Below are 19,066 nucleotides of genomic sequence, written 5' to 3' on the forward strand. Positions count from 1 at the left end.
CGCGAGTGCGCCGCGGCCCCGTCGCAGTGGACGTCAGGCGGAGTTTGTCAGGCGGGGACGACCCACCGCTGGCTGGCGACGTTCGCGTACTCCCAGATGTGGATCTGGGTGCCGTCGGCGGAGGCGCCGCCGAGGGCGTCGAGGACCTTGCCGGACTGCGGGTTCAGGATCGAACCGTTCGCCTGCGGCTGCCACACCTGCGAGCCGGTGCCGTTGCAGGTCCACAGCTGGACCTTGGTGCCGTTCGCGGTGCCGGCGTTGTCGACGTCGAGGCATTTGCCGTTCGCCTGGTACGTGCTGCCGACCCGGCTCCACCGTTGCGCGGCGGTGCCGTTGCAGGTCCACAGCTGGATCTTCGTGCCGTCGGCGGTGCCCGCGTTGTCGATGTCGAGGCACTTGCCGGCGATGCCCGTGATCGGCCCGGACGTCGGACCGGTCTGCGAGTACACCTCCAGCTCGTAGACGCGGGCGTAGGGCGTGTCGGTCGTGGCGAACCGCACGTACCGGGCGGTCACCCCGGTGATGTTGTGCGTGGTGATGTTCGCCGTGTTGCCGGTGACGGTCGCGCGGGTCGTCCACGTGGTGCCGTCGGTGCTGGTCTGGATCGTGAAGTTCTGCGTGTTCGCCACGGCCTCGCGGCCGGCGCCGGCGTGCCGGACCACGACCTGGCCGACGGGCTTCGCCGAGCCGAGGTCGACCTGCAGCCACTTGTTGGCGCTGTTGGAGCACCACTTGTCGCTGCTGCCGCCGGAGACGGTGCCGTTGACGGCCTTCGCCGGGCTCTCCGCCGCGATGCAGGAGCTGTCGGCGGTGGCCGGTGCGTTCAGCGCCAGGTTGGCGACGGTGGCACCGCCCGGGATGGAGTTCAGCGTGTACCACGCCTCGGTGCTCCACAGCGACAGCCCGCTGGACGAGCTGAACGGCTTCGGCGAGCGCACGTAGACGACCCGGCCGGGCTTGCGGCCCGACACCGTCAGCGAGACCTTCTTGCCGTCCGAGGACAGGGACGCGGCGGTGACGGTGAGGTTCTCCTCGTCGACCTTCGGGCCGCCGTAGGAGGACGTAGCCTCATAGCGCCACTGCTTGAACTTGTACTTCGACACCAGGTCCGTCGCGGTCGCGGCGGACAGCGGCTGGGTGTACTCCATCTCGAAGCCGGCCGCGGTGGCCCGCATCGCGAGGATGTCGAAGGTGGTGGTGCCGTTGGGGGTCAGCTTCTGCAGGCCGTAGGTGAGCTTGCCGGCCTGGCCCCAGTTGCCGCCGGCGCCGAGCCCGCCGAGGTAGATCGCGCCGTCGGGGCCGATGTTGACCTCGGCGATGCCGGCCTCGAGGCCCTGCGTCATCCGGAACAGCGCGCCCTGGTACTCGCCGTTGACCTTCTCCAGGTAGGCCCGCTGCAGGCCGCCGTAGGTGACGTCACCGATGAGCAGCTGGCCCGCGTAGACGCCGGTGGGCATGACGATCGGCGTGCTCGGCGAGTTCGCGATCTCGTTCTGCGGCATGTACAGCACCGGCGGCGTGACGGCGTTGTAGTCGAACGGGCCGGCCGGGGTGTTGTAGTGGTTGAAGAAGCGGCCCGGCTTGATCTGCACCAGCTTCGACGCGGGCAGCCAGCCGCCCTGGTTGTCGGTGACGAACAGGCCGTTCTCCGGGCCCCAGCCGATGCCGTGCGGGGTGCGCAGGCCGCCGGCGACGTACTCCACCGCGCCGGTCGTCGCGTTGACCTTGATCGAGGTGCCCCGGTTGGCCACCGGCTGCGGGACGGTGCTCGCGCCGCCGTAGTCGATCGGCACCGACAGGCTCAGGTAGAAGAAGCCGTCGCGGTACAGCAGGCCGAACGCGAACTCGTGGAACGCGCCGCTGAACGGCCAGCTCGCGACGGTCTGGTACTGGTCGGCGACCTCGTCACCGTTGGTGTCCACGAGCCGGGTCAGGCGGGCCTTCTCCGACACGTACACCACACCGTTGACGACCTTGAGACCCATCGGCTCCTTGAGGTTGCTGCCGATCCGCTTGGTCGTCACGTTGCCGGGGCTGGTCGAGCCGCCGGTGTTGCCGAGGATCCAGACCTCGCCGGCCTGCGACGTGCCGGACTGGTCGTTGCCGCCCCACGTGCAGATGACCAGGCGCCCGTCGGGCAGCCAGTCCATGCCGGTGACCTTCGGCTGGAACGACGAGTTCGGCCGCAGGTTGGTCAGGTTGAAGCCGGGGTGCACCGACGTCAGCGGCAGGCCGTCGCCCGGCGAGTCGCCGGCGCCCTCGCACTCCTTGCGGCCGGGGGCGGTCACGCGGACGACGCCGGCGTCGGTGCTGAGCACCGAGTTGGGCACGAGCACGAACGCCGACGAGCCGGGCGTCTTCCATTCGAGGGTGATCTGCTGGCCGCCGTCGCGCTCGAAGTGGTCGATGCGCAGCGCGTGGTAGCCGGTGGTGAGGGTGACGGTGCCGTCCTTCGGCGGCGTGGCGCCGTGCAGGCCGTCGTGGTCGATGACGGTGGCGCCGTCGATGGCGAGGCGCGACCCGTCGTCGCTGCTGAGCCGGAACGTGTAGCTGCCGGCGGTGCTGATGTTGATGTTGCCGAGGACCTGGGACACGAAGTTGTTGTCGAAGCCGAAGTCGGCCGTGCTGGTCCAGTTGATCGTCGGCATCAGCTTGTCGACGTTCGGGGTCTGGCCCGACTTCAGCGTGCAGATGTTGCTCAGCGCGGTCTGCACGTCGTAGACGCGCAGTGTCACGCCGGGTTCCTGGGCGGGGATCGCGCTGGCGGGCACGGCCCAGAGCCCGGTGGCGGCGACGGTCGCGACGGCGACAGCGGCGATGGTGAACGAGCGCAAAGGCCTGATGCCCATGCTTCCTCCTGGGGGAATGGAGAACGTCCCCGGATGGCGGTCGGGGGACGCTTGAGCGCAGGCGGGCCTATCGACGCCGACGACTGGACCACCTGGCCGGAAGATTAGGCAGTTCCGATCGACATGTCCATACCTTTCGGCTGTCTCAGCAAAAGTTTGCGGATCGTGTGCAGAAGGTTTTGCACCCGAGGCCGGCGTTAGCGCCCGGCGCGCCAGGAAACCCCGAAGGCGGTGAGCTGGTTCAAGATCGTTCGGAGGTAGCGCCATGGGGGTCCGTCTTCGCGTCCTGTCCGTCGCACTGGGCACCGTCACCGCCGGCTTCGCCGTTCCGGCGTTCGCCGCCCCACCGGTCATCTCCGAGCAGGACCGCGCGTTCGTGTCGGCGGCCGGTCGCGGTGGCGCCTTCGAGGTCGCGGCGGGCCGGCACGCGAGCATCAACGCCGCGAACGACGCGGTCCGTGAGTTCGGCGGCCGGATGGTGGTGGACCACGGCGCGGTGGCCGCGTCGCTGGGGAGCATGGCGGTCGGCCTGGGCCTGACCGTGCCCGACGCGCCCGACCCCGACCAGAAGGCCGTGCTCACGCTGCTGTCGTCGATGACGGGCACCGCGCTGGACTGCGCGTACGCGCCGGCGGAGTTCTTCGACCACACCGCGACGATCGGGCTCTTCGAGCGGGAGACCGCCTACGGCAACAACCCGCAGCTGCGCTCCTTCGCCACCACGATGCTGCCCACGCTGCGGGAGCACCGCGAGATGATCGCCGACGTCATCGCCGACCTGGACTGCGCGGCGTCGACGGTACCGGCGGTGCCGGGCGTGCCCACTGTGCCGGTCGTGCCTTCCGTGCCGGTCGTTCCTTCGGTGCCGGTCGTGCCTTCCGTGCCCGTGGTGCCCTCCGTGCCGGTCGTGCCGTCGGTGCCCGTGACCCCGGGCGCCGGGCCGGTGCCGTCCGTGACGGTCGCCCCTTCGGAGCCGGTGGTGCCCGCCGTCCCGGTGGTGCCCGCGGTGCCGCCGGTGCCGTCCGCGCCCGCGGTCCCCGTGCTGCCGGCGGTCTCCGCGGTGCCCGTCGTGCCTCCCGCGCCGGTCCTGCCCTGAGCGCTCGCGGGCATCACCCGCGCAACGGGTGGCGGGAGCCGGCAGGGCCGCTAGCGTCGGTGCCGTGGCGACCCTGGTGTCCGTGAACGTCGGCCTGCCAAAAGATGTCACGTGGCAGGGGCGCACCGTGCACACCGGCGTGTGGAAGGCGCCCGCCGCCGGGCCGGTCATGCTGCGCACCCTCAACCTCGACGGCGACGGCCAGGGCGACCTCGCCGGCCACGGCGGCGAGCAGCGGGCCGTCCTCGTCTACCAGCTCGGCTCCTACGAGCACTGGCGCGGCGTCCTCGGCCGTGCCGACCTCACGCCCGGCATCTTCGGGGAGAACTTCACCGTCGACGGCCTGCCCGACGACGAGGTCTGCATCGGCGACCGCTTCCGCGTCGGGGGAGCGGTCGTCGAGGTGACCCAGCCGCGCGTCACCTGCTACCGCGTCGGCCTGCGCCTCGGCGAGCCGCGCCTGCCCGCCCTGCTCGTCGCGCACCACCGGCCCGGCTTCTACCTGCGGGTCATCGAGGAGGGCGAGGTGCGGGCCGGCGACGACATCGTCAAGGTCGCCGCCGGGCCGGAGGGCGTCACCGTCGCGGAGATCGACGCGCTGCTGTACCTGCCCGGCCACGACCGCGCGGCCGTCGCCCGGGCGCTGCGGGTCGGCGCGCTCAGCCCCGGGTGGAAGGCGTCCCTGCGGGCCCTGCGGGACCGGCCCGGCGACGCGGGCAACCCGGGGCTCGCCGCCGTCGCGGCACCGCCGGCGTGGCCCGGGTTCCGGCCGCTGCTGATCACCGCCGTGCAGCACGAGACCGCCGACGTGCTGTCGCTGCACCTCGCCGCGCCCGACGGCACGCCGCTGCCCGCCGCCGCGGCCGGCCAGTTCCTCACCTTCCGGCTGGCGCCCGGCCTGGTGCGCAGCTACTCGCTGTCCGGGCCGCCGGGCGGGCCGTCGTACCGCGTCAGCGTCAAACTCGAGCCCGGCGGCGCGGGCGGCGGTTATCTGCGCGACCACGCGCGGGCCGGGGCGGTGCTGGACACCGCCGCCCCGCGCGGGACGTTCGCCCTCGACCGGTCGGACCGGCCCGTCCTGCTGGTCTCCGCCGGGATCGGCGCCACCCCGCTGCTCGCCATGCTGCACGACCTCGCCGCGCACCAGCGGGACCGGGCGGTCTGGTGGCTGCACGGTGCCCGGGACGGCGCCGGGCACGCCTTCGCCGAGGAGGTCCGCGCCCTGCACCCCACCCGGGAGGTGATCTGCTACAGCCACCCCCGGCCGCAGGACCGCGGTGCCGTCGCCGGCCGTCTCGACGCGGCCGTCCTGCGCGGGCTGGACCTGCCGCGGGACGCGGTGGCGTTCGTGTGCGGGCCCGCGGGCTTCATGGACGACGTGACCGCCGCCCTCACCGCGCAGGGCGTCGGGGACATCCGCCCTGAGCTGTTCACGACCGTCGCCGCGTCGACCCCAGGGGTACGCCCGGCCGCCGCCGGGCCGCCGCGGTCCCGCCCCGGTCCCGGCCCCACGATCACGTTCGCGCGCAGCGGCGTCACCGCGGGCTGGGCCGACGGCGACGGCAGCGTCCTGCGGCTCGCCGAGGAGTGCCGCGTCCCGGTCCGCTGGTCGTGCCGGACCGGCGTCTGCCACTCGTGCGAGAGCGGCCTGCTGTCGGGCTCGGTGTCCTCCGACCCCGAGCCCCTGGACCCGCCGGCGGAGGGCGCCGTCCTCATCTGCTGCGCCCGCCCCCTGACCGACCTCGTCCTGGACCTGTGACGCCGCGGGTGAGGCCGGTCACCGCGCTCACCCGCCCCGACGTTTGGTGTTTGCGGTGCCGCTGCAGCACCATCGGGGGGCACGACGACGCAGACCGGGGTGGCAGGGTGACAGGCACGATGCAAGCGGTGCGCGACCTCGTCGACGCGCTGCACCACGCGCGGCCCGAGGACCTGCCGATGGTCGCGTCGAGAGTCGCGCTGGCGCTCGGCGCGCGCGACATCGAGCTCTACCTCGTGGACTACGGGCAGCTGGAGCTGCTGCCGCTGCCCCGCGGGTCGGGCGGCCCGGGCGACCCGGTGCGGATCGACGGCACCCTGGCCGGCCGCGCCTACACCAGCGGCGAGCCGGTGCGTTCCGGCGACGGCACCGGCGACGGCGAGCGGATCTGGATGCCCGTGATCAGCGGCGCCGACCGCCTCGGCGTCCTCGCCGCGCACCTGGGCCCGGGCCCGGATCTCGACCCTGAGCTGCGGATGCTCGCGGCGGCGTTCGCCGGCATCGTCGCCACCCGCCGGACCTACGGCGACGCCCTGGAGCGCACCCGGCGGCGCCTGCCGATGCAGCTCGCCGCCGAGATCATCTGGAATCAGCTGCCGCCGCTGACGTTCGCCACCCCGGACGCCGCGCTCGCCGCGGTCCTCGAGCCCTGCTACGACGTCGGCGGCGACGCCTTCGACTACGCGATCAACGAGTCGGTGCTGCACGTCGCGGTGTTCGACGCCGTCGGTCACGGGATCGCGGCGAGCGCGCTCACGTCCCTGGCGATCAGCGCGTATCGCAACGCCCGCCGCTGCGGTCTGGACCTCGCGGACACCTACCGGTCCGTCGACAAGTGGGTGCACGCGCAGTATCCGGCCGACTACGTCACGGCGGTCCTCGGCGAGCTCGACATCACCACCGGCGTCTACCGGAAGATCAGCGCCGGCCACCCCGAGGAGCTGCTGCTGCGCGACGGCCGGCTGGTGCGGACCCTGTCCGCGCCGACCGCCCTGCCGCTCGGCCTCGGCCATCTCGGCGACCCCACCCCGGTCGTCGTCGAGGAGCACCTCGAGCCCGGCGACGCGCTGCTGCTCTACACCGACGGCGTCGTCGAGGCCCGCATCGACGGCGGCGAGCAGTTCGGTGTCGATCGGCTCGTCGACTGCGTCACCAGGGCGCTCGCCGACCAGCTCCGCCCGGCGGAGACGATGCGCCGCCTGGTGCGGACCCTGCTCACCCGCCAGCAGGACCAGCTGCAGGACGACGCGACCGCGCTGCTGCTCAGCTGGACCCCGCGCGCAGATCGAGCATGAGCAGCACCTTGTCGTAGCGGCGCGAGCCGAAGGCGACGAAGTCCGGCAGCCGCCCGTAGTCGGTGAAGCCGAGCGACCGGTACAGGCCCAGCGCGGCGCTGTTGTCGCCCCGCGCGTCCAGGGTCAGCACCTCGATCCCGGCCCGCCGGGCGTCGTCGATCAGGGCCGCGGTGAGCGCCCGGCCGACGCCGTGTCCCTGGGTGCCGGCGGCGACCGCGAGCTTCTCCAGGTCCGCGTGCGGGCGGTGGGTCGGCCGGGCGTAGCGCAGCCAGTACCCGAGTCCCGCCAGCCGGCCGTCGACGTGGGCGGCCCGCAGCGCGCCGTCCCCGCGCCGCACCGCCGTGACGACGTGCCCGAGCAGGGCGGCGACCTCGTCGAGGGACGGCGGGTCGACCCAGCCGAGCGCGGCACCGCCGGCCACGAGGTCGGCGAGGATCCGGTGCGCGGCCGCCACGAACCGGTCGTCGACGTCCTGGACAGCCGTGGTGATCACATCCGGAAGCCTAAGGCGTGTTCGGCCTCAGGCCTGGTGCCGGTCCTGAGGGCGGTCCTGAGGGCGGTCCTGGTGCTAGTCCTGGTGCCGTAGGACGATCTTGCCGCGGGCGTGCCGGGTCTCGCTGAGCTCGTGCGCGGCCGCGACCTCGCCGAGGGGGAACGCCGCCGCCACCGGGATCCGCAGCCGCCCTTGCCCGGCGAGGTCGACCGCGATCGGCAGGGCGTGCACGGCGAGGGGGTCCGCGGTCGTGTCGCCGGCGCCCGCCGGTGCGCCGTGCGACAGGTGCACGCCGTGCGCGGCCGCGCCGAGGTCGGCGATCGTGACCACCCGGCCCGGGTCGCCGGCGATGGCGACCAGGTCCGGCAGCGCGCCGCCGGCACAGTCGAACACGGCGTCCACCCCGCCTGGCGCCAGGGCGCGGACCCGGTCGGCCAGGCCCGGCCCGTACACCACCGGCATGACGCCGAACGAGCGCAGGAAGTCGTGGTTGGGCTCGCGGGCGGTGCCGATGACGGTCGCGCCCCGGGCGGCGGCGAGCTGCACGGCGACGCCGCCGACGCCACCGGCCGCGCCCTGCACGAGCAGCGTGTGCCCGGCGCCGACGCCGAGCCGGTCCAGGACCCGCACGCCGGTCTCGACGGCACCCGCGGCGCCCCCCGCCTCCTCCCAGCTCCACCCGGCGGGCTTCGGCGCCCACGCGGTCAGGACGGCGTGGTCGGCGTTCGCCGCGCGGGTGGTCATGCTCGTCATCCCGAACACCTCGTCGCCGGCGCTGACCCCGGTGACGCCTTCGCCGATCTCGTCGACCACGCCCGCGGCGTCGAAGCCGGTGCGGTACGGGAACGTCAGGGGCACCACGTCGCGCCACGCGCCGGAGCGGATGGTCACCTCCCCGGGCGAGACGCCGGAGACCCGCACCGCGATCCGGATCTCGCCCGGCCCGGCGTGCGGCGCCCCGACCTCGGCGATGTGGAGGACGTCCGGTGGCCCGTACCGCGTGAACTGCACAGCTCGCATGGGGCCGACCGTAACGGAGCACCCCGTCCGTTTCGGTAAAGTGAGAGCGGTGACGGCGCAAGTGGGAGCACAGCTGCGGTCCGACGCCCGTGACAACCGGGAGCGCATCCTCGCCGTCGCCCGGCTGGCGTTCGCCGCCGAGGGCCTGGACGTGCCGATCCGGGAGATCGCCAGGCGCGCCGAGGTCGGCGTCGCCACCGTGTACCGGCATTTCGGGACCAAGGAGACGCTGCTGGCGGAGGCGTTCGCGGAGCAGCTGACGACGTGCTCGTCGATCGTCGCCGAAGGGCTGGCGGCGGCCGACCCGTGGCGCGGGTTCAGCCTGGTGATCGAGCGGCTCATGGAGCTGCACGCGCTCGACCGGGGCTTCGCCCGCGCGTTCACGTCCGCGCTGCCCGAGGCGGCGGGGTTCGCCGAGGACCGGGACCGGACCCTGCGGATGCTGCTGGAGCTGGTGCGACGCGCGAAGGCGGCGGGACCGCTGCGGCAGGACTTCGTGCTGGAGGACGTCAGCCTCGCCCTGATGGCCAACGAGGGGATCCGGGCCGAGACGCCGCGGCTGCGGGTGGCCGCGTCGCGCCGCTTCGCCGCCCTGATGCTCCAGTCGTTTCAGGCCGACCCGGTCGCCGCGCCCCTGCCGCCACCCGTCCGCCTGCCACTGTCCCGTTAGCCGGGGTGAGCCGAGCGGCCGCTCAGCTCACCCCAGGCAGGTCCTACAGGTCAGCTCACCCCAGGCAGGTCCTACAGGTCAGCTCACCCCAGGCAGGTCCTACAGGGAGGTGCGGACCGGCTGGCTGACGTTGAACCCGGCGCGGAGCAGGTCCTCGTCGCGCGAGGACGGGCCGACGAGCAGCTCGAACGCTCCGGGTTCGACGACCCGTACACCCGCCGCGTTGACGAACGTGCAGGCCGCCACCGGCAGGTCGATGGTGACGACCTGCCGCTCCCCGGGCGCGACGTGCACCTGCGTGTAGGCCTTGAGCTCCTTGTCGGCCCAGGTGGCCGAGGTGACGGTGTCGCTGACGTACACCTGGACGGTCTCCAGCGACGGGCGGCTGCCGGTGTTGCTCAGCGTGACGGTCGCCCGCAGCGTGTCCGCCTCGGTGACCTCGGTCTGCTCGATGCGCAGGTCGCCGTATTCGACGGTGGTGTAGCTCAGGCCCTGGCCGAACGCGAACGTCGGGCGCTGCGTCAGGTCGGCGTAGCGGCTGCCGTGCTGGCCGCGGACCTGGTTGTAGTACGTCGGCTGCTGGCCGGAGTGCTGGGCGAAGGAGATCGGCAGGCGGCCGGTCGGCTCGATGGCGCCGAGCAGCAGCTCCGCGATCGCGAGGCCGCCGCGCATGCCCGGGTTGGCCGCGTAGATGATCGCGGCCGCGTTGAGCGCCGACGGCGGCAGCACGAGCGGCTTCGAGCTGATCAGGACGACGACGAGCGGCTTGCCGGTCGCGGCGAGCGCGTCGAGCAGGGCGACCTGCCCGCCGATGAGCTCCAGGGTCGCCGTCGACTTGCCCTCGCCGACCAGCTCGATGTGGTCGCCGACGACCGCGACGACGTAGTCCGCCTCCTCGGCCAGCGCGACGGCCTCGGCGATCATCGCCGGGTCGGGCGCGCACGGGTGCACGACGTGCGGGCGGGGCTGGCCGTCGGGGAAGAACTCGCCCTCCGGGTCGGGGCCGACGGTGAGGATGTCGGCGCCGCGGGCGGTGGTGACGGTCCAGCCGTCGGGGACGGCGGCGCGCAGGCCGTCGAGCACGGTCTCGGTCAGCTCGCGCGGGTGGCCGTCGGGCAGCCACTCGGTCTGCCCGGACGCGCCGGCCCAGTCGCCCATCTGCGCGTGCTGGTCGTCGGCGTTCGGGCCGACCACGGCGACGGTCTTCCCGCTCCGCTGCGGGTCGGTGAACGGCAGCGTGCCGTCGTTGCGCAGCAGCACCAGGCTGCGGCGGGCGATCTCCAGGTTGACCGCGGCGTGCGGGCCGCACCCGATCACCGCCGCCTGCCGCTCCGGGTCGGGGTGCCGGGGCTGCTCGAAGAGGCCGAGCTCGAACTTCAGCGTCAGGATCCGGCGCACGGCCTGGTCGATGTCCGACTCGTCGAGCATCCCCTTCGCGACCGCGTCCTGGGCGCCCTCGAAGAAGCCCGGCGTGGTCATCACCATGTCGTTGCCGGCCTTGACGGCGGCGGCGGACGCGGAGGCGTAGTCGACGTGGACCCGCTGCTCCCAGACCATCCGGCCGACGTTGTCCCAGTCGGTGACGAGGGTGCCCGTGTACCCCCACTCGCCGCGCAGCACGTCGTCGAGCAGCCAGCTGTTGACGGTGATCGGCACGCCGTCCATCGACTGGTAGCCGAGCATGAACGTGCGGCAGCCCTCCCGGGCGACGCGCTCGAACGGCGGCAGGAACCACGAGCGCAGCTTGCGCGGGGACAGGTCGGCCTCGCTGGCGTCGCGGCCGCCCTGCGTCTCGGAGTAGCCGGCGAAGTGCTTCGCGGTGGCCAGGATCGCGGTCGGGTCGGACAGGCCGTCGCCCTGATAGCCGCGGACCATCGCGGAGGCGAACTCGCCGATGAGGAACGGGTCCTCGCCGAACGTCTCGCTGACCCGACCCCACCGCAGGTCGCGGGCGATGCACAGCACGGGGGAGAAGGTCCAGTGGATGCCGGTGGCGGCGACCTCGACGGCGGTGACGCGGGCGACCCGCTCCACCAGGTCAGGGTCCCAGGACGCGGCCATGCCGAGCTGGGTCGGGAAGATCGTCGCGCCGCTCCAGAACGAGTGGCCGTGGATGCAGTCCTCGGCGACCAGCAGCGGGATCCGCAGCCTGGTCCGCTCCACGAGCGCCGTCGCCTCCAGCACCCGCTCCGGCGAGGCGTGCAGGATCGAGCCGGCGTGCATGTCCTCGACGAGGTGGCGGACGCCGTCGCGCGCGTTGAGCTGCAGCATCTGCCCTACCTTCTCGGGCAGCGTCATGCGGGCGAGCAGGTCGGCGACGCGCTCGGCGACGGCGAGAGATGGGTCGAGGTAGGGCAGAGGCGCTGGCACGGAGTTCCTTTCACACTGGTCCGCACAGACGATACGCGGGAGAGCGCTCTCTGGAGAACCCCCAGCCTTGGGGCATTACTGAGCGTGTCCTGGGTCACAATGCGTAGCGCGCCTACCTATGTAAGCATCGATGCATGGGGAAGTCTGTCGCCGGCGCCGTCGCGGGCCGCCGGATCAAGTACGTCTTCGTGATCTTCTGGCTGGCCGTAGCGGCCCTCGCCGGCCCGCTGGCCGGCAAGCTCACCGATGTCGAGCGCAACGACGCCAAGTCCTGGCTGCCCAGCGGTGCCGAGTCCGTGAAGGTCATCGACGTGCAGTCGAGCTTCACCTCGCCCGACACGATCCCCGCCATCGTGGTGTATTCGCGTGACTCCGGCCTGACCGAGCGTGACCGGGCCAAGATGGCCGCCGACGCGACGGCGTTCGGCGCCATCCCGGAGCTCGACGGCAAGGTCACCGGCCCGCTCCCGACGCCCGACGGTCAGGCCGCCCAGGTCATCGTGCCGGTCAACCTGGGCAGCGACGGCTGGGCGCTCGCCGGCGCCCTGGTCGACCGCCTGCGCGCGACGGCCTCCGACGGCGCCGACGGGCTCAGCGTGCACGTCACCGGCCCCGCGGGCAACGCCGCCGACTCCAGCGCCGCGTTCGAGGGCATCGACAGCAGCCTGCTGCTCGGCACGATCGCCGTCGTGGTCGTGATCCTGCTGATCACGTACCGCAGCCCGCTGCTCTGGCTGCTCCCGGTCATCTCGTCGGGGGTCGCGCTGATCGCCGCCCAGGCGGTGATCTACCTGCTCGCCAAGCACGCCGACCTCGTCGTCAACGCGCAGAGCGCCGGGATCCTCACGGTGCTCGTCTTCGGCGCCGGCACCGACTACGCGTTGCTGCTGATCGCGCGGTACCGCGAGGAACTGCGCCGGCACGAGGACCGGCACGAGGCGATGGCCGAGGCGCTGCACCGCTCCGGACCCGCGATCATCGCCAGCGCCGCCACGGTCGTGCTCGGCATGCTCTGCCTGTTCTTCGCCGAGACCAACTCGACCAGCGGCCTCGGCCCGGTCGCCGCGATCGGCATCGCCGTCGGGCTCGCCGTCATGCTCACCCTGCTGCCCGTGCTGCTCACCATCTGCGGCCGGTGGATCTTCTGGCCGCTGCGCCCCCGGCTCGGCTCCTCCGAGCCGACCGCGACCGGCCTGTGGGCCCGCGTCGGCGGCCGGATCGCCCGCCGGCCGCGCTCCGTCTGGATCGTGACCGCGCTGGTGCTGGCGGTCGCCACGATCGGGATCGTCCAGTTGGACGCCACCGGGCTCACCAACAAGGAGTCCTTCCGCGGCACCCAGGACTCGATCGTCGGCGAGGAGGTCCTGGCCCGGCACGGCGCCGGCGCGGCCGGCAGCCCGGTGATCGTCATCAGCACCGCCTCCAGCGCCGCCGCGGTCAAGGCGGCGTTCGCCGCGGTGCCCGGCATCTCCTCGGTGGGCGAACCGCTGACCGCCGGCGCCTACGCGTACGTCACCGGCAACCTCGTCGACCAGGCGGACAGCCAGGCGGCGTACGACACCGTGGACCGCGTCCGGGCCGCCGTGCACGCCGTCCCCGACGCGCGTGCCCTCGTGGGCGGCACGACGGCCGTCAACCTCGACGTCCAGCGCGCCGCCGCCCGGGACCGCAACCTGATCATCCCGATCGTCCTCGCGGTCGTCCTGCTCATCCTCATCCTGCTGCTGCGCTCGGTGCTCGCCCCGGTCGTCCTCATGGCCACCGTCGTGCTGTCCTTCGGCGCCGCGCTCGGCGTCAGCGCCCTGGTCTTCAGGCACGTCTTCGGCTTCGGCGGCGCCGACTCGTCGCTGCCGCTCTTCGTCTTCGTGTTCCTGGTCGCGCTCGGTATCGACTACAACATCTTCCTGATGACCCGGGTCCGGGAAGAGGCGGTCAAGCACGGCACCCGCCGCGCGGCGCTGATCGGGCTGTCGGCCACCGGGGGCGTCATCACCTCGGCGGGCCTCGTCCTCGCGGGCACGTTCGCGGTCCTCGCCACGCTGCCCCTCACCGCCTTCGCCGAGATCGGCTTCGCGGTGGCCTTCGGTGTGCTCCTCGACACGATCATCGTCCGGTCCGTGCTCGTCACCGCACTGAACCTCGACATCGGTGAGCGCATGTGGTGGCCCAGCGCCCTCGGCCGGACCACCAGGCCATCGATCCAGAAGGACCAGGTGACCGTTTAGAGAATCGGACGCCCGTCGCGGTAAGGCCCGCTGACGTGCTCCTCCTCGATGATCAGCAGATCGTCGTCGTGCTCGAACTCGCGGTATTCCCGTTCGTCGTGCGCCAACATCTGTACCTTCCCTTCGTTGCGGGATCATCGATACCCGCCCCGAAGCTCCATCAAACTGTGTCGAATCACTCATCAGCGGCGTCTCGTCGCGTCACGGCCGTAGGTGGCCTGTACCTGTCGCTACAGGCCACCGTTGGTTTTTCCCACCACCGATCCGCCGGCTGACGCCTCCGGCGCGGGCCCTCCCATGCGACAGTTGACACCGATGCTGCCTGAACTCCTCGCCGAGATCGCCCGGCAGAACACCGAGGCCGAGCCCATCATCAGCCTCGAACTGTTCTTCGAGGGCAACGACGATCTCGCGTCGATCGGCTGCAACCTGCCCGACCACCCGGGCATCGCCCGCTTCCACACCGTCCTGCGCACCATCCGGGACCGCCCTGAGGTCCACGACGTCCTGGTCGGCGTCGACGAGGTCATGGAACCTCCCGAGTGGCCCTTCAGCTGCCACGTCTACGTCCTGACAACCGCCTCGGAGGCGGCGCTCTGGTCATGGGCTGCGGAGCTGCACCCGGACGAGCCCGGCGACCTGCCCCCGCTCCGGTCCCTCCCCGTGCCGCCCGGCCACCGGGTGCTGACCCTGTGGTGGAACTGAGCCCTGCCCGCCCTGGTGGGGAGTGGGGGGCTTGCCCGCTCCGCCACCCGACTGCCCGCGAGCAGACCGCTGTCCACGAGCAGGCCGCCGCCGGCCGCCGCCAGGTGAAGCCGCCGTCGTAGTCGGGCAGGCTGCGCAGGGTCCAGGCCGGATCAGCCTCGTATTTCGTCGCCGGTCTCGGCCATAACTCAGCGCGGTGCTGGTCAGCTCCTCAGCCCAGTCCCGGGAGCCCGGTGCTCGAGCCGTACCCGGTGTCTGTGCATTGGCGCCGTGTGCCCCCGTTTCCTGTTCCTGTTCTGCGGTTCTCCGCTCCGGGCTCTCCGCTCCGGGCTCCCGCTCGTCGGCTCCCGGTTCCCCCGCTCCTGGCCTCCGGTCCCTGGGCCTTGCACCGCTGCGCTGCGCCGCCCGGCCGTGCCGCCTCGCGTGGGGTGGTGCCCGCCCTGGGCCCTGCCTGGCGAGCTCCCGGGCCCGGTTGCTGTGACTGGGTCACGGTCGTGGGCCTGGACGCTGCTCCTGTCCTGTCCCGAGCCCTCGGACCCAGTGCTGACCGGCCCCGACCGCTTGCCGCCTCGGGCATCCCGCGCTGCCCGCCCTGGAGCCCCGGTTCCAGGGCGTGGTCCCGTGCCGCCGCCTGCCCCTGCCGCGGCCGAGCTTCAGGCCGCGCGCTTCGGGGTCTCGGCCTCGGGTCTCGGCCTCGGACGCCCTGCGTTCGACCCGGGACGGTGCGCCGCTTCGCGCGAGTCGGTGCCGGGGTGCAGACCTGTCGGCGCGCCCCTATCCGCACGCTCTGTCGGTGGCACCATCGTGGCCCTGCCGGTCGTGGAATCGGTCGCGGAGCCGCTTGCAGAGGTCCGTCCGATGCTGGCCAACTGGCACGGGGTCGCACCGGCGTTGTCCCATCACCGAACAAACGCACGGCAGCGACAGCCCACAACGAGCGGCTCCTGCGCCGCGAACTCCGGCCTCCGTCCGGTCGCAAACCCCATGCGGGTCGTGCCGTTCAGCAGGCGTCAGGTCGCCAGCCTCTCCCGGTCGCCGCCCACGTCGGCCGGCGCCGCTCGTCGCGCAGGTCCCTCATCGTGCCCAAGTCGCCGTCGGCCCCCTGAACGACCGTGGGTCAGCGGACCCGGTCGTAGACGAGCGCGAGGGTGCCATGCTCGCCCGCCGCCTGACTCGTGAGCGCCCACTGCCCCGCCGGCAGCCCGTCGTCGAACAGCCGCGGCCCGCCACCGAGGAACACCGGGAAGACCATGAGCGCCAGCCGGTCGACCTGGTCGGCGGCGAGCAGCGCCTTGATGACGCTCGCGCTGGACAGCACGAGGATGTCGCCGCCGTCGGTCTCCTTCAGCTCGGCGGCCACCTCCGCGGCGGGCCTGTCGACGATCGTCGTGCGCTCCCACGGCGCCTCGCCCAGCGTGGACGACAGCACGACCTTGTCGGCCGAGACGAGCCACTTCGCGAACGCCTCGTCGCGCGGGTCGGCGCCGTCCATGCCGATGACCGTGGGCCAGAACCCGAGGAACCCCTCAGCGTTGACCCGCCCGAGTAGGGCCGTGGTCGCCGGCTCCCACAGGCTGGTCAGGTGGTCCCGGGCGACGTCCGTGATCGCGTAGGGCATCACCCAGCGCATGTCGACGGGATTCTCCGGCGCGGCGTAGCGGCCGTCGAGGGAGAGGCTCATGTTGGTGACGATCCTGCGGGTCAAGGTGTGCTCCTTCAGCTGGTGGTGTGCAGGTTGGCCGCGAGCTTGTCGAGGGTCTGGCCGTAGCCGATCTCGATGCCCGCGATGAAGTCGGCGGAGTCGACGGTGCTGTCGGTGACCCGGTAGAGCACGTCGAGCTCGGTGCCGTCGCCGTGCGGCCGCAGGTCCACCTCGACGTGCGAGGTGAACGCGATCCCGTCGCCGCCGGGTAGCAGCGGGGAGAGCCGATATGCGAGGCGCTCCCCGGGACGGACGTCGTCCACGGCGCCCTCGGCGCGGCCGAGCACCTGGTCGGTGCCGTCGGTGTCCTCGGCGTCGCGATACTCCAGGTGGAGGCGCCCGCCGGGGTGTGCCTCCAGGACCAGGTCGGAGACACGCAGCCCCTCGGGTGCCCACCACCGCGCGACCAGGTCGGGCTCCGTCATGTGCCGCCAGACCAGGTCGGGGCTGCCCGCCAGGGAGCGGTGGAACCGGAACGTGCGCCCGTCGGCCCAGCCGGAACTGTCCGCCGCGAGCCGCTCGATCTCGACGCTGATCCCGTGCCGCTCGAAGACGGTGTCGGGACCGCTGACCCTGGCGGCGCCCGCGGCGAGCCCGTTGAGTGCCGCGGCGAGGTCGAGCAGGGGCTGGCTCAGCAGCGCATACACCCGGCGCTGCCCGGTCCTTCGCGAGGTCACGACGCCGGCCCGCTCGAGGGTCTGCAGGTGCTTGGTGGTCTGTGGCTGCCGCGCCCCGGTCAGCTGGGCGAGGACCCCGACCGCCCGTGGCCGCTCCGCCAGCAGGCAGACGAGCCGCCACCTGGCCGGATCGGCGAGCGCGGTGAGAAGTGCGTCCATGCCGAGAAGTATGCGCCGTGGAGAATATTCATGTCAAGGAATAGCTTCGGGTACTGTAAGAACCGGAGGTCCCCGAGCACTACTCGTGACGGCGTAACTTCCACGCGAGGAGCAGGTGTGACAGATGCCGAGACAAGCAGGCGGTTCACCGCCATCTACGACGCGCATCACCGGCAGGTGTATGCGTATGCGGTGACCCGCGCCGGTCGGGAACACGCCGACGACGTGGTGGGGGACACCTTCCTCGTCGCCTGGCGAAGAGTGCGCGAGCTACCGGCGGCGCCCCTGCCGTGGCTGCTCGGCGTCGCCCGCAACGTCGCCCGCGAGCGCTTCCGCGACGAGGTCCGCCAGGCCGCCGTCGCCGCCGAGCTCCGGACCTGGATCCGCGAGGCCGACGACGACGTCGCCGACCAGGTGACCGACCGCGCCGCGGTCCTCGTCGCGCTCGGGACGCTCAGCGAGGACGACCGCGAAGTGCTGACCCTCACCGCCTGGCAGGGGCTGCCCGCCCGCGACGCCGCACGGGTCGTCGGCTGCTCGGCGGCCACGTTCCTCGTCCGGTTGCACCGGGCCCGCAAGCGGCTGCGGCACGCCGTGGACCAGCACGAATCCGCCTTCTCCAAGGAGTACAGCCGATGACCCCCAGACGTGACGTCCTGCAACTGCTGGCCGAGGCCCGCCCCGATCGCCTCGAACCCGGCGCCCGCCCCGACCCGGCCGTCCTCATGGCCTCTCCGGCGCACCCTGCGGCCCGGAAGCGCACGGTCCCGCGGCGCCTCGTCGTGGCCGCCGCCTTGCCGGCAGCAGCCGCGATTGCGATTGCCGCGTCGGTACTGCCAGGCGACGGCAAACCGTCCGGGCCCGCGGCTGCCACTCCTTCGGCGGTGCCGCTCTCGGCGCGCGACGTGCTGGCGCTGGCGGCCGCGAAGACCGACGCGACCGGCGAGGCGACCGGCGGCCGCTTCTGGGTGCGGGCACAGGAGCACGGTGAGCGCAAAGAGGTCGGCGCCTACGGCATCGCGGTGCGGCTCAGCATCGAGCGGTGGCAGGCCATCCGGCCGGGCGACCACAGCGTCGACGTGATGCAGGACCAGGGCACCGTGCCCGCCACCGGCGCCGACGAGGCCGCGTGGAAGGCCGCCGGCTCCCCGTCGCAGTGGACCGAGACCGGACCGGCCGGCACCGCCCCGATCGTACGGACCACCGCACCCGGACCGCGCCTGGTGCGTCCGCTTCCCCCGTCGGTGACGCTGACGCTCGCGGGCCGGCCGGTGACGCTCGCCGACCTCGCCGGGCTGCCGGTCTCGCCCGCCGCGCTGCGGTCGTGGCTGGAGCAGCGCGGCTTCGTCGACGGCTCGCCGGCCGCGCTGTTCTTCGCGGGCCGCGACCTGGTCGCCGAACTGCCCGTGCCCAGGCCGGTGCGCGCCGCCGCGTACCGGATGCTCGCCGACGTCCCGGGCATCGAATTCCTCGGCACCGTGCAGGACCGGCACGGCAGGTCGGGGCTGGCGGTGGCGTACACGCGGCGTGGTGACGGCGGCGGTCTCGGCCAGCAACGCCTGATCGTCGACGTGGCGGACGGGCGGGCGCTCGCGCTCGAGTCGTGGTCGGTTCCCGCCACCGGGCCGGGCACGCTGATGAGCTGGACGGTCCAGGTCCGCGCCGGCTACACCGACGACACCCCGCCCGCCGCGTAGCGATTTTTCTGTCGTACCCACGTGCGAAGGTGAGCGCGTGGTGGTGAACTTCGAAGCGCAGCTGTGGTCCTGGGACGCGAGGCGGGCGGACACGTGGGTGTTCGTCTCGCTGCCCGCCGACGAGTCCGAGGACATCCGGCATCTGACCGGTGACGTCAGGCGCGGCTTCGGCTCGCTGCGGGTCCGGGTGACCATCGGCGGCACCACCTGGAAGACGTCGATCTTCCCCGGCGGCGACGCCTATGTCCTGCCCGTCAAGGCCGCCGTCCGCAAGGCCGAGTCCCTCGACATCGGCGACGTGGCCACCGTGACCGTCGAGCTGCTCGACGTATGACCAGCGAATGTGGAC

15 protein-coding genes are annotated in these 19,066 nt (G+C 72.8%); 9 read left to right on the forward strand and 6 right to left on the reverse strand.

Translation table 11 applies throughout. The features are described from left to right. Positions 1–47 precede the first annotated feature (47 nt). The gene (locus ACZ6TV_RS18270) at positions 48–2,849 is read right to left on the reverse strand and encodes a ricin-type beta-trefoil lectin domain protein (RefSeq protein ID WP_465298359.1); all 2,802 of its coding nucleotides are present in this window, start codon (positions 2,847–2,849) and stop codon (positions 48–50) included. Between the two features lie 265 nt (positions 2,850–3,114). Between ACZ6TV_RS18270 and ACZ6TV_RS18275 the strand changes: the two genes are divergently transcribed. The 3 genes from ACZ6TV_RS18275 (at position 3,115) to ACZ6TV_RS18285 (ending at position 6,999) form a co-directional block, all read left to right on the forward strand. Then, on the forward strand, positions 3,115–3,945 hold the full coding sequence (locus ACZ6TV_RS18275) for a DUF4142 domain-containing protein (protein WP_465298360.1): 831 nt from the start codon (positions 3,115–3,117) through the stop codon (positions 3,943–3,945). Positions 3,946–4,009: 64 nt separating this feature from the next. Then, positions 4,010–5,704, forward strand: a complete 1,695-nt coding sequence (locus ACZ6TV_RS18280; protein ID WP_465298361.1) for an MOSC domain-containing protein — start codon at positions 4,010–4,012, stop codon at positions 5,702–5,704. Positions 5,705–5,823: 119 nt separating this feature from the next. Beyond that, a complete protein-coding gene (locus ACZ6TV_RS18285) occupies positions 5,824–6,999 on the forward strand; it encodes a PP2C family protein-serine/threonine phosphatase (protein WP_465298362.1) in 1,176 nt (391 codons plus the stop codon). Here ACZ6TV_RS18285 and ACZ6TV_RS18290 read toward each other — a convergent pair. Continuing rightward, positions 6,968–7,492 (reverse strand): GNAT family N-acetyltransferase, encoded by a 525-nt coding sequence (locus ACZ6TV_RS18290; protein WP_465298363.1) that lies wholly within the window; start codon positions 7,490–7,492, stop codon positions 6,968–6,970. The genes ACZ6TV_RS18285 and ACZ6TV_RS18290 overlap by 32 nt on opposite strands. A gap of 75 nt (positions 7,493–7,567) precedes the next feature. Next, positions 7,568–8,512: an NADP-dependent oxidoreductase gene (locus tag ACZ6TV_RS18295; RefSeq protein ID WP_465298364.1), complete on the reverse strand. Its 945-nt coding sequence runs from the start codon at positions 8,510–8,512 to the stop codon at positions 7,568–7,570. A 49-nt stretch (positions 8,513–8,561) separates the two neighbouring features. Here ACZ6TV_RS18295 and ACZ6TV_RS18300 point away from each other — a divergent pair, with 49 nt between their 5' ends. Next, a complete protein-coding gene (locus ACZ6TV_RS18300) occupies positions 8,562–9,182 on the forward strand; it encodes a TetR/AcrR family transcriptional regulator (RefSeq protein WP_465298365.1) in 621 nt (206 codons plus the stop codon). A 99-nt stretch (positions 9,183–9,281) separates the two neighbouring features. Here the strand turns inward: ACZ6TV_RS18300 and ACZ6TV_RS18305 are convergent, their stop codons facing one another. Next, positions 9,282–11,552, reverse strand: coding sequence for an exo-beta-d-1,3/1,6-glucosidase (locus ACZ6TV_RS18305; protein ID WP_465298366.1), 2,271 nt, complete (start codon positions 11,550–11,552; stop codon positions 9,282–9,284). A gap of 134 nt (positions 11,553–11,686) precedes the next feature. Here ACZ6TV_RS18305 and ACZ6TV_RS18310 point away from each other — a divergent pair, with 134 nt between their 5' ends. Together ACZ6TV_RS18310 and ACZ6TV_RS18315 are read left to right on the forward strand one after the other, a co-directional pair. Continuing rightward, a complete protein-coding gene (locus ACZ6TV_RS18310) occupies positions 11,687–13,777 on the forward strand; it encodes an MMPL family transporter (RefSeq protein WP_465298367.1) in 2,091 nt (696 codons plus the stop codon). 315 nt (positions 13,778–14,092) lie between these two features. Continuing rightward, positions 14,093–14,482, forward strand: coding sequence for a hypothetical protein (locus tag ACZ6TV_RS18315; protein WP_465298368.1), 390 nt, complete (start codon positions 14,093–14,095; stop codon positions 14,480–14,482). 1,117 nt (positions 14,483–15,599) lie between these two features. Here ACZ6TV_RS18315 and ACZ6TV_RS18320 read toward each other — a convergent pair. Together ACZ6TV_RS18320 and ACZ6TV_RS18325 are read right to left on the reverse strand one after the other, a co-directional pair. After that, complete coding sequence (locus ACZ6TV_RS18320; RefSeq protein WP_465298369.1) at positions 15,600–16,187, reverse strand: dihydrofolate reductase family protein; 588 nt, start codon at positions 16,185–16,187, stop codon at positions 15,600–15,602. 11 nt (positions 16,188–16,198) lie between these two features. Further along, complete coding sequence (locus tag ACZ6TV_RS18325; protein ID WP_465298370.1) at positions 16,199–17,020, reverse strand: metalloregulator ArsR/SmtB family transcription factor; 822 nt, start codon at positions 17,018–17,020, stop codon at positions 16,199–16,201. Positions 17,021–17,137: 117 nt separating this feature from the next. Between ACZ6TV_RS18325 and ACZ6TV_RS18330 the strand changes: the two genes are divergently transcribed. Genes ACZ6TV_RS18330 through ACZ6TV_RS18340 form a run of 3 tightly spaced genes read left to right on the forward strand, consistent with a single transcriptional unit; the run spans position 17,138 to position 19,051 of the window. Next, a complete protein-coding gene (locus ACZ6TV_RS18330; protein ID WP_465298371.1) occupies positions 17,138–17,659 on the forward strand; it encodes an RNA polymerase sigma factor in 522 nt (173 codons plus the stop codon). After that, a complete protein-coding gene (locus ACZ6TV_RS18335) occupies positions 17,656–18,717 on the forward strand; it encodes a CU044_5270 family protein (protein ID WP_465298372.1) in 1,062 nt (353 codons plus the stop codon). Before ACZ6TV_RS18330 ends, ACZ6TV_RS18335 begins: the two co-directional genes overlap by 4 nt. A 37-nt stretch (positions 18,718–18,754) precedes the next feature. Further along, on the forward strand, positions 18,755–19,051 hold the full coding sequence (locus ACZ6TV_RS18340) for a DUF1905 domain-containing protein (RefSeq protein ID WP_465298373.1): 297 nt from the start codon (positions 18,755–18,757) through the stop codon (positions 19,049–19,051). Positions 19,052–19,066 lie beyond the last annotated feature (15 nt).

Source organism: Dactylosporangium sp. NPDC051087 (assembly GCF_055586325.1).

Bases quoted from the DNA above. Each gene is read 5' to 3' on its own strand.
- ACZ6TV_RS18270 (WP_465298359.1), bottom strand. From the start codon at position 2,849: ATGGGCATCAGGCCTTTGCGCTCGTTCACCATCGCCGCTGTCGCCGTC.
- ACZ6TV_RS18275 (WP_465298360.1), top strand. From the start codon at position 3,115: ATGGGGGTCCGTCTTCGCGTCCTGTCCGTCGCACTGGGCACCGTCACC.
- ACZ6TV_RS18285 (WP_465298362.1), top strand. From the start codon at position 5,824: ATGCAAGCGGTGCGCGACCTCGTCGACGCGCTGCACCACGCGCGGCCC.
- ACZ6TV_RS18295 (WP_465298364.1), bottom strand. From the start codon at position 8,512: ATGCGAGCTGTGCAGTTCACGCGGTACGGGCCACCGGACGTCCTCCAC.
- ACZ6TV_RS18310 (WP_465298367.1), top strand. From the start codon at position 11,687: ATGGGGAAGTCTGTCGCCGGCGCCGTCGCGGGCCGCCGGATCAAGTAC.
- ACZ6TV_RS18315 (WP_465298368.1), top strand. From the start codon at position 14,093: ATGCTGCCTGAACTCCTCGCCGAGATCGCCCGGCAGAACACCGAGGCC.
- ACZ6TV_RS18325 (WP_465298370.1), bottom strand. From the start codon at position 17,020: ATGGACGCACTTCTCACCGCGCTCGCCGATCCGGCCAGGTGGCGGCTC.
- ACZ6TV_RS18335 (WP_465298372.1), top strand. From the start codon at position 17,656: ATGACCCCCAGACGTGACGTCCTGCAACTGCTGGCCGAGGCCCGCCCC.